The sequence below is a fragment of the Halorubrum yunnanense genome (assembly GCF_026586675.1).
Classification (GTDB): Archaea; Halobacteriota; Halobacteria; order Halobacteriales; family Haloferacaceae; genus Halorubrum; species Halorubrum yunnanense.
In genome coordinates, this window is sequence record NZ_JAODIX010000048.1 from 1 (window position 1) to 9,928 (window position 9,928).

Annotated in this window: 8 protein-coding genes and 1 tRNA gene; 1 reads left to right on the plus strand and 8 read right to left on the minus strand. The window is 60.4% G+C overall.

Annotated features, from left to right (window positions below; genetic code table 11):
• Positions 1 to 54: 54 nt before the first annotated feature.
• From N5096_RS11565 to N5096_RS11590, 6 genes are all read right to left on the minus strand, one after another.
• Positions 55 to 3,204 (minus strand): DNA primase family protein, encoded by a 3,150-nt coding sequence (locus tag N5096_RS11565; RefSeq protein WP_267664874.1) that lies wholly within the window; start codon positions 3,202 to 3,204, stop codon positions 55 to 57.
• A gap of 930 nt (positions 3,205 to 4,134) precedes the next feature.
• Entirely contained in the window at positions 4,135 to 4,830 is a 696-nt protein-coding gene (locus N5096_RS11570; protein WP_267664875.1) for a hypothetical protein, read from the minus strand.
• 381 nt (positions 4,831 to 5,211) lie between these two features.
• A complete protein-coding gene (locus tag N5096_RS11575; protein ID WP_267664876.1) occupies positions 5,212 to 6,237 on the minus strand; it encodes a tyrosine-type recombinase/integrase in 1,026 nt (341 codons plus the stop codon).
• Positions 6,238 to 6,281: 44 nt separating this feature from the next.
• Positions 6,282 to 6,366, minus strand: a tRNA-Leu gene (locus N5096_RS11580).
• 71 nt (positions 6,367 to 6,437) lie between these two features.
• Positions 6,438 to 7,010, minus strand: a complete 573-nt coding sequence (locus N5096_RS11585) for a phosphatase PAP2 family protein (RefSeq protein WP_267664877.1) — start codon at positions 7,008 to 7,010, stop codon at positions 6,438 to 6,440.
• A 42-nt stretch (positions 7,011 to 7,052) separates the two neighbouring features.
• Positions 7,053 to 7,754: an endonuclease III domain-containing protein gene (locus N5096_RS11590; RefSeq protein WP_267664878.1), complete on the minus strand. Its 702-nt coding sequence runs from the start codon at positions 7,752 to 7,754 to the stop codon at positions 7,053 to 7,055.
• 134 nt (positions 7,755 to 7,888) lie between these two features.
• Here N5096_RS11590 and N5096_RS11595 point away from each other — a divergent pair, with 134 nt between their 5' ends.
• Positions 7,889 to 8,197 (plus strand): transcription initiation factor IIB family protein, encoded by a 309-nt coding sequence (locus N5096_RS11595; protein WP_267664880.1) that lies wholly within the window; start codon positions 7,889 to 7,891, stop codon positions 8,195 to 8,197.
• Positions 8,198 to 8,251: 54 nt separating this feature from the next.
• Here N5096_RS11595 and N5096_RS11600 read toward each other — a convergent pair whose 3' ends face one another.
• Positions 8,252 to 8,890, minus strand: a complete 639-nt coding sequence (locus N5096_RS11600; protein WP_267664882.1) for a fibrillarin-like rRNA/tRNA 2'-O-methyltransferase — start codon at positions 8,888 to 8,890, stop codon at positions 8,252 to 8,254.
• Positions 8,887 to 9,780 carry an NOP5/NOP56 family protein gene (locus N5096_RS11605; protein ID WP_267664883.1) on the minus strand — a complete coding sequence of 298 codons (894 nt, stop codon included), beginning with the start codon at positions 9,778 to 9,780 and terminating at the stop codon, positions 8,887 to 8,889. The genes N5096_RS11600 and N5096_RS11605 overlap by 4 nt, the downstream gene beginning before the upstream one ends.
• Between the last annotated feature and the right edge of the window lie 148 nt (positions 9,781 to 9,928).

Genomic DNA, 9,928 nt, shown 5'->3' on the forward strand with positions numbered 1-9,928 from the left:
CGCCATCACCAACATAGAACCACTGTGTGAGCCGCTGTAACCGTGACTCAGCATCTATTCAACACAGCAGCTTGAATAGGTCTTAAGCGTGCTTATGTCCTTGAGTTGCTCACCACTTAGCTCAGTATTTATGTTCATCCGCTGCTCGGGGACCGGATTACCCGCCGAGAAGTCCGCATTCTCGATTTGTTTCAGCGTCCGAACGCCGACGTTATCCTTTCCGATCATGTGCTTGATCACCTCTAGCATCTGCGATTTTCCACTGCCACCCATTCCAACACAGATCCCAAATGCATCCGTTGGGTAGCCGTGGTGTAGCGCGTGACCGGCTAGCTCGTAGACAACCGCGCGCTCGTTCTCTGTGTGTATTATTTCCCGCATCCACGACTTGAGACCCTCGATATCCGCATTATCAGGGTCCCACTCCGTCTGTACCCGGTCTAAGAAATAATTTTCTGGGTCCATATCTTCGAGCACAACACTGTCGGGGTCGATGTGCACGCGACCGGCGTCGTCTGTGCCCTTGAAGTCGATTTCATCGATGTTTATCGTTCCATTGGCGACAGGGATCAGTGTGTCATCGCGGTCGGCAGCGGCGACAACATCCTGGCTGATATAGTTGCGCCGCGCGAGTTGGCTGCGATAATGCGCGTCTTCGGTATCGGTCGCTTTACTCCCGAGTTCTTCCGCGGTCCGCTCACTGATGTATGTCGATGCGTCGTCTTGCCACCCATCATCCTCATCCCATCGATGCAGGTCGTAGTGCTTGCCGGGTTTCGAGCGCTCTCGGATAGCTATCCACCGCGTTTCCTCCTGTAGTGCATCGACAACACTGTCGCGGGCATCTGCTCGCGTGATCGGCGACGACTGCAGGCGCGCCTCCCCATAATCGTCGCTCGCCGCGTCCCAGGCCGTATATCCGCCGTCGCTGGCGTCGTTGACAACATCACCTCCCTCGCCGCCGTCTGCGCTCTCTCCCGCGGCTTCGATGTCTTCCTCAGTGATGTTAAAATTAACACCGTCAGACTCCTCACCGCGGCGATTAATCGCATTTTCGACGTTGTCCGCGTCTGCATCCGGGTGCGAGCGACCAAAGTGTGTCTTCGCGCCGTGCGCGCTCGTCACTACAGCCTCGCAAATCGTACACATCCACTTTCCTTCCTTGTTGTGTGCTAATCTCGAATCGAGCGTCCTGCCAGCTGCGACTCGGATCTCGTCTGAGTTGCGGATGTATCCATCCTCATCGCTGGGGTCGTCCTCGTCGTCGCTGTCGCCTTCGAGCTCGCCGCGCGCACGAATCTCCTCTGCATCGAGGTCGTCTTCCCCTTCTTCGTCACGATCGTGTGTCTCGTCGTCCGCGTCGTCGGCAGCAGTGCCGGGATAATCGTCGTACCTGTCCGAAAGAGGCGTGTCATCATCGGCGTCCGCGCCGTCTATATCGACTCCTGCAAAGTCTTCCTCGCTAACGTTGACGTCGTCGATGGGCTCGCCGCCGTCCGTGACAAGTTCGCCGTCACGACCGTGTGTCTCGTCGGCAGCAGTGCCGGGATAATCGTCGTATCGGTCACTGAGCGCGTCCGGGTCATCCACCCGTTCGAGGGTGGTGACGTCGGCGTGTGTATCCTCAGATGTGTATATTGAGTGCCCGATTGGGACGATGTGAGCGTACGTCCACGGTCCCTTTCCGCTGAAGAGGTACTCTTCTCCTTGGTACATCACTCGGTCACCCACATCGACAGGTGCCTCATCGAAGGCTCGGCGTATCTCTTCCGCTGGGGGGTCTGGTTCCCGCACCTGTAAGCAAGAATCACACATCGGGTCGTCGGGGATGTTATCGATTGGAACACTCATTCCCGCCTTGCAGTAGTTACACCAGATCACATCGTGGGTCACCCGTCGCCCGCCGTCCGTGACAAGTTCGCCGTCACGACCGTGTGTGGTCACTGGGGTGCCGTCCGATTTGCACGGTGTACACTCGGCAACTGGCGCTTCGACGTCTGCTTGGAACTTCATGGATATTATCAGCGTGTCGCGCGACACCGCTTGCACAACCATATACACCTCACCGTCGTACTCAACAAAATCGTGCTCTCGCGCGACTACAACCGCGTCGTTGCTAGACCGCTCCTCTTCGCTCACACGATCGTGTGTGTTGTCGTCATCGCACGCGCCGTCTATATCGACTCCTGCAAAGTCTTCCTCATCGACGTCCTCGGGCTCGCCGCCGTCCGTGACGAGACGACTGCCGCCGAAGTCGTCGATGTTCATCTGGTCCGTGGTGTTGTCGCTCTCGTCGCTCTCGTCGCTCTCGTCGCTCTCGTCGCTCTCGTCGATGGCGGCGAGTGTCTCCCGCCGCTGAACCAACTGCCTGAGCTCTAGCGCCGAGATTGACCCACCAGAGTGCCGACTTCCACTCTCCCGCCGCCGCTGCGCGCGCCGTTCCTGCTCTTGTAGGTACTCCTCTGTGGTCGTGACGTCACTCTCGTCGATGGGGGGTAACCTACCGCCGTCCGTCATGAGTTCCTTGTCGTTCTCGTCGCCGTATACGTACTCGTGTAACACGTCGCGGTTGATATCGATGTAACACGATTTGCAGAATCCGGTCGAATTGACATAGCCAGTAGCAGGGTCGTCACAGTGCACGCACGTCTCTGACGGTCCGAATTCCGCGAGTTTCGACTGACCGGTCATCGTCCCCCCGTCCGTGACAAGTTCGCCCTCACGATCGTTTGTGGTCACTGGGGTGCCGTCCGCTTTGCACGGTACACACTCGGTAACTGGTGCTTCGGTTGGCTCCTCGAAGACCATGGATAACTCAAGCATATCGCGCGACACCGTTCCCTCAACCATGTACACCTCACCGTCGTACTCAGCGTAGTCGTGCTCTCGCGCGACTACAACCGCGTCGTTGCTAGACCGCTCCTCTTCGCTCACACGATCTTGTGTGCCGTTGTCGTCTGCACGGTCTCGCACACGTGCACGTTCCTCGTCGCTCCGCGCGATTGTGTCGATTTTAGTTAGTGGGATTGTCTCGCTGATACCGTCGCTGCGTTCGTTTTGATATACGTGTACAACTGATTTCCCCTCTGGGATGATGTGGTAGACCGCCTCAACGTACTCTCGCCCGCCCTCGCCGCTAATTTCGATAGTTGCCGCTTTGTCCGACCGACCGCTTTTAAGTGAGTTCGACTCGTTTGTTGACATGGGTTAATCCATACACCCACTGGCGACGGCGTGTGACCGCCTTCGCCACCTTTTCGCGCTCAATATGATCAATCGAGCAGTGGCGACTGTCGCTGATGGGCTTATCGGGTATTACCGACACCACACGTATAAACCCTCGTGGCGGAGTGGGCCGAGTGTTACACTACTAATCTGATCTTAGACACCCCCCCTCCCGAGTGTAAATATGCTATTTTCGCAAGTTAGAAGGTCTGAAGATGCTGAATAGTATTCCCAATTCAGACACTACTCGGTTATAATATATATCTAATGTGGGAGTGGTTTGATCGGGTTTTAACACTAAGGTTTTAATGGGGTTTAACGAATCGGCGGTACCCGTTTCTCGCGCGACAACAACCGCGCCGCGCGACGTCGCGCCGCAAACATCAACGGGTGACGCACTGGCTCCGGCCACCGCCCCGCCCCGCCCGCCCGAACGGGCCGAATGGAACGATTAATCTGATTTGGACAGGGTGGACAACCTATTTTCAAACCCCCTGTCCACCGATTAAGTAAGATAGAGGCCCTCTACCGTCTGTTTACAGGCGGTGGACAAGCGGACAGGCTGTTTGGGCAAACTCAGAAAAAAGTTGGTAAAAGCTTTATTTATAGAAAAGGTAACACGCAATAATACTTTTAGCTTTTACAACCTGCTGCCGTGCTAATATCGCCAAATCGCCTGTCCGCCTGTCCACCCTCTCATATCGCCACGTACAACACTCAAAATGTACGAAATCGGTGGACAGGGGTATGTGGGGTGCTTGTCCACCGCTATCCACTGCCGTGCCCGCGCGGTCCCTGTCGGTTCTCTCGTCGCGGCGCGGCAGCTGTAGCTGCGCGCACACACGATCGTGTCGCTGGTGCTCACCTCGATGTTCGAATTGACAAGAAAGGAGCGCCCGCCCGCGCCGACTACTGCTGGGGGAGATCGTAGAGTTCCGCGCGGTCTCTGAGCGAATTGCCGATTGTTTTTCTCGCGCATCCAATCTCTCGTGTCGCCTTAGACTTCGTGATATCGCCGAATGCTACCCTCTGTAGTATGTTGCGGATTGAATGATAGTCGTCACCTTTGACAAGCTGTCCCCGCACCACTTCGGTACCGATGGGTGGTCTTCCCCCCGTCCACTCTTCGCGGAGTATCTCATGGCCGTCACGCGTCGTTTTCGTCTCTTTGACCACAGACATCACGCGGTGTATTTGCTCATCGGATGTGCCTCGCTCGAATGATATTCGTTTGCGTGCGAATGTTATTCGCCGGACATGGTTGAGGTATTTTTTCACGGCGTCGGGGTTTGTGAGCGACTTGCCTGCCGTGACAATTATTTCTCGCGCGCCCTGCTCGAAGGCATGCTCGAAGCGCTCTCCAAGCGTCATCTCGACGTCCCTATTGAGGTCTTGTCTTCCTGAGATTATTTGGAGTGATGTCTCATCAAAAACCACAGTAACTGTATTTTTTCTTTTGAGTCGGTTGGCGACGTCTTGATTATAATCACTGTCGTTTTTTATACTCAGTCGCTCGCACATGAGCTCCATACAGTGATCTATTTGCTCGCGCGCGTCGTCGTCGTTCGTCGCTGTGATGTATGCCAGCACAAGCTTGTTTTCCATCGCAAATAATCATGATCATGGATCAGTAAAAACAGTCGCAAAAACCCGACGCGGGGGTGGGAGAAACGGGTGTGTGAAACCAATAAGTTCGGCGTGTAGTCTAAGAGTTTTTCAGGTTTTTTAATCGCTTCTGTGCCGCTCGATTGGGTGGTATTTCCACAGGAATAACCCTCGAAAAAGTCCTCAAGTGACCCTTGTTATAGAGAGGGATTTACCCACCCGAGAGACACTCAGTCGCCGCTGGGCTCCTGGGGGTGAGAGTGAGAGACTGGGGGTGCAAGATGTCGCACACACGATCGTGTGAGCGGAGTTCGACTACAACTAAAAATTTTGAGAGGGGGTGGTTCCGAAATTCACTCGCCCACTACTCATCGAATGAGACTACATCCTTTCGAGCGCGTCTCTACGATCTGAGACGGGTACCTGATCGTACTTCATCGTCGTGTGAGAGCTCTTATGTCGCAGCTGGGATTTGGCTGCTTTGAGGCCTCTCTCGTGTGACATGTAGGTCCCTGTGCTGTGTCTTATACTATACCACGTTAAGCTTCGCCCCCCGGTGTCGATGTCGGCGTCGTCGCACAAGCGACTAAGTAAGCGCGAGAGAGCTCTGCTGTTGTACCTTGTCGCTTCTCTGGTTAGCCAGAGCTCGTCCCTCCCATCATACATATCGGTGTTATTTCGTTCCTCTAGCCAGTGCTTGAGCCCTGTCGCTGTCCGCTCTGTAATCGACACCCGCCAGTTGTCTTTGTTTTTACTCGAATCCCCGCGTGGTATCCTGAGTAGCTTATTGACAATATCGACCCACTCAGTGCGAGCTCGGCCAACTTCCACGGGGCGTAACCCTGCATCGAGGCTCGTCATCACGATCGTGGCGATTTTCCATCCGTCATCGTCTGACTCTAGCGCCTGCTCGCGCACGAGGCGTCGCTCTCGCCGGGTTAAGTAATCGCGCGGCGCATCCTGTCCACCGGATTGGAAAAGCTGCTCGTGGTCCCACTGCGGCGCGTGCGACGTCTCTGATATCCATCGAAGATACCGAATGAGCGCTTCCTCTGTCTTTCCTTTCGTCGCGTTCGAAACGTCCCTGAGCGCGACGACGTCGGCGACGTATCGGTCCGCGTGCGACGTCGTTGGGGGGATTGTATATCGCTCCTCCTCGACCCATACCCATCGGTCGAACCGTGCGGCCTTGTAGCTAGTTTCGTAGGCCGTATAATCAGAGTATCCTTCGCGCTTCTCGGGGTGCTTGCCCTGCTCTCGAAGCCATTTAACGAACCTACGGCGGTGCTCAACATAATCGACCAACTGCTTTTCGTTGAGGTGTTTGTAATTCTGTTCTGGGACTAGATTGATGCTGCGCCCATCGCTGATCTCAATCGAGTAGCGTTCGTTATTGCTCGCGGTCATAGTTTCGTTCGCAAGCAAAACCACAAGACGCGAGCAAGGTTGAGTGCGCGGGACCGGATTCGAACCGGCGGACCCCTACGGGATAGCGTCCTAAGCGCTACGCCTTTGGCCTGGCTCGGCAACCCGCGCTCGGCGTATCGTACCCGAGTGGCTCAAAAATAGTTGTCGCTACCGCCCCACGCCGCTCGGCCCGCCACTCCTCAGAGCTCCGTCTCGAAGGGCAACAGGTCGAGCAGCGCCTCCTCGCCCACTCGGTCAAGGAGCCACTCCGCGAACAGCACTGCGACGACCCCGAGCCCGATCCCGAAGAGGGTGTCAGAGAGGTAGTGGGTGCCGAGGTAGACCCGCGAGAAGGAGATCAGCCCGGCGAAGCCGGCAGTGACCGCGAAGGGAAGCACGTCCGAGTCACGCGCTATCATCGCGTACGCCGTCACGGCGGCGGCGTGGCCCGAGGGGAACGAGCTCGTCACGCCGGTGTCGCTCTCGGTGATACAGATCGGATTCGGCGGGAACGGGCGCTCGACGAGCGACATCAGCCCCCAGACGACGACGCCGAGCAGCGACAGCGCGACGACGCTCTTGGCGAACTCCTCGCGCCACCCGGCGAGGTAGAACAGCCCGACGAACACGATTCCGGCCGTGACGGAGCCGAGCCCGGTCATCGACGTCATCATTACCGTCAGCAGCGACGTGCGGACCGCGTCGACGAACTCGACGCCGAGCCGATCGATCCAGTAGACGTACCGCAGGACCCCGCCGAGTGGCGCGTACATGGCTGACCGACACTACCGGCCGGACGACCATAGAGGTCGCGCTCAGAGGCAGAACTCGCAGTCGCAGTACGCCGCGCAGACGGCGTTGTCGCAGTCGGCCCCGCGGGCCGAACAGCACTCTCGGCCGTGCCGGATCAGGAGGACGTGGAGCGGGTAGATCAGCTCGTCGGGCACGACCTCGTCGAGGGCGTCGTGGGCGGCCTGGTTCGAGGCCGACTCCGGGACGAGCCCGAACCGCCTGGAGACGCGCTCGACGTGGGTGTCGACCGCCATCGTCGGCTTGCCGAAGTGGAAGTTCAGGACGACGCTGGCGGTCTTCGGGCCGACGCCCTTGATGCCCGTGAGCCACGCCTTCGCGTCGTCGGTCGCCATCGCGTCGAGGAAGGCGAGCGAGTAGGCGCCGCCGGTCTCCTCGCGGATCGCGCCGAGCGCGCGCTGGATCCGGGCGGCCTTCTGGTTCGCGAGCCCCGCCACGCGGATCGTCTCGACCAGCTCGTCGTGGGCGGCCGCCTCGATCGCCGCGAAGTCGTCGTAGCGGCCGAACAGCGCCTCGGTCGCCCGACTCGTGTTCGCGTCGGCGACGTTCTGTGAGAGGATCGTCGTCACCAGCTGGCGCACGCCCTCGCCGGGCTCGGCGGTCGGGTCGGCGCCGTGTTCCGCCACCCTGTCGACCGGCTCGTACAGCGACACCAGCGCGTCGTGTAGCTCGCGGACCCGCGCCTCGTCCCACGCTTGCGTGGACATACCAGCGATAGGGGCGGCGGCGACTTCAGGGCGACGGACGCGGCGACCGACCCTCTCCCGTCGCCCCGTCGACGGCCCGCTCGACCGTCTCTCCCCGCGCGGCATTTATATACCGTAGCGACCAACAGGCAGGTATGTACCGAGCGAGCGATCGCGTCGACAACGCGGCGTGGATCGACCGGCTCGACGACGCGCGCGCGACGCTCGACCTCGACGAGGAGGCGCTCTCGACGGCAACGGACCTCTTCCTGTCGCGGGCGCCCGACGACGACCGTGGGAAGCGGGTCGCCGCCGCCGCCAGCCTCTACGCCGCCGCGCTCATCCGCGGCCAGGAGCGCTCGCAGTCCGCCGTCGCCGACGCGATGGACGTCTCTCGGCTCTCCGTCCAGAAGCGCTGGAAGCCTATCTTGGAGGACGCCGGCTTCTCGCCGCCGACGTGGTAGGCGGGCCGGCGTCGCCGCGACACATCACCGTGACGTCACCACACTGCCGTATCGTCACCGGGGCGTCGCGACGACGCCGAGGTGGTCCTCGTGATACCGGTCGAGCCGTCGCGTCTCCAGGATCTCGTAGGTCTCGCGGAGCTCGTCGAGCGCAGCCTCGAACACCTCGCCCGGCTCCGCGGTGGCGTCCTCGCTGCGCGCCTTCACGGCGAGCAGCAGTCGCCCGTCGTCCGCGAGGAACCGTGCGTTCCGGGCGGCCACCGCCGCCTGTCCCCGCGTGGCGACGTCCTGCACGATCGCGTCGACGTCGGCCTCGACCACGTGCGCGTACGTCTCCGGCTTCCGGGCGTCCTTTAACAGTGGGAACAGCCGGTCGCGCGGCTCGGCGGCGTCGAGGAGGTCGCGGGCGGGTCGCGGCGCGAACTCGATCGCGTACGTCGCCCCAGCGAAGTCGGCGACGTGGCTGACCGTCGTCCCGCTGGCGGCGCCGAGGTAGAGCACGGTCTCGCCGCCGGTCAGGCCCGCGTCGAACCCGAGCTCGAACATCCCGCCGAGCTTCGAGCGCTCGGGGTCCCACGCCCGCCAGCCGTCGGCGGTCGGCTCACCGTACACGGGAGGTCCCCGAGTCGCCAGCCGCGTCTCGCCGGCGATCTCGCGTCGTTCGACGCCCGCCGGTAGTTCGGGCTCGCTCACGCGTCGCCCTCCGCGTCCGCGTCGATGTCGCTGTCGCCGCCGGTATCGCCCTCGGCCCGCGCCCGAATCGTCGCCATCCGCTCGCGGAGCTCCTCGTGGAGGGTCGCCCGTCGTTCGCCGGCGTAGTGGTCGACGCGGGCCGCGAGCGTCAGCTTCCCGGCGAGCGCCCGCGCGGCCGACCCCCGGTCCTCGGGCCGGGTGTTCCGGACGTAGTCGTGGGTGTAGATGACTCCGTGTTTCGGCGAGGGCGCCCGCCCGGAGAGGTGCGCGAACAGCGCGTCCTCCGCGCCGAGCACCTGCACGGTGCCGGAGGGCTTCTTCGCGAGCGACTCCAGCCCGCCGGCGAGCGCGATCAACCGCGCCGCGAGCTCCGGCCCGGCCATCTCGGCGAGGTTCGGCGCCACCGCGGGCGCGATCCGGTCGATCGCCTCGGCGAGCGCGTCGCGCTCGGCGGCGAGTTCGGTGACCCGCTCCGCGAGCGACACGGCCCGGCGCTCCAGTTCGCCCTCGGGCTCGCGGTCCGCCACCGCCCGGGCGCCCTCGATCCCCGGCTCGGCGTCGTCGAACAGGCTCCCCGCCCACTCGGCGGCGCGCTCGGCGAGCTCGTTTGCGGTGCGCTCGCAGTCGTCCATGGCACGAATACTATGCTTTAATTGTTGGTCATCTGCTCTTTCTTTTTCTTGTACGGCTCCTCGGGTGGCGTAAATTGTTGCTTCATGGAGTCTATCGTAGTATTCGCCTTTGTCCTCCGCAAAGCCAGCCTCAACGGCCTTTGTGGGCCAATCCTTTGGCGATTCTGCGCTACCGCTGTCGATGGCTTTTCGAGCGGCTTCTAAGTCGTCAGGTGGGACCGACTCAAACCATCCTGAGTCGGTATCGGCGTCTGGCATATACAGGGCGGTGGACTCGAATTCGTATATGTATCCCGGTGTGGCTGTCTCTGTGTATTAGTTCAAAAGGTGTATTTTGTGCTCTGTTGAAGAGCGATCTTATCAGCCAATATCACGGGTTTAGAAGGGTGAAGCCGAGGAAATCGAA

Excerpts from the sequence above, each read along its gene's own strand:
- N5096_RS11565 (WP_267664874.1), bottom strand. The coding sequence starts at position 3,204 with ATGTCAACAAACGAGTCGAACTCACTTAAAAGCGGTCGGTCGGACAAA.
- N5096_RS11570 (WP_267664875.1), bottom strand. The coding sequence starts at position 4,830 with ATGGAAAACAAGCTTGTGCTGGCATACATCACAGCGACGAACGACGAC.
- N5096_RS11575 (WP_267664876.1), bottom strand. The coding sequence starts at position 6,237 with ATGACCGCGAGCAATAACGAACGCTACTCGATTGAGATCAGCGATGGG.
- N5096_RS11585 (WP_267664877.1), bottom strand. The coding sequence starts at position 7,010 with ATGTACGCGCCACTCGGCGGGGTCCTGCGGTACGTCTACTGGATCGAT.
- N5096_RS11590 (WP_267664878.1), bottom strand. The coding sequence starts at position 7,754 with ATGTCCACGCAAGCGTGGGACGAGGCGCGGGTCCGCGAGCTACACGAC.
- N5096_RS11595 (WP_267664880.1), top strand. The coding sequence starts at position 7,889 with ATGTACCGAGCGAGCGATCGCGTCGACAACGCGGCGTGGATCGACCGG.
- N5096_RS11605 (WP_267664883.1), bottom strand. The coding sequence starts at position 9,780 with ATGCCAGACGCCGATACCGACTCAGGATGGTTTGAGTCGGTCCCACCT.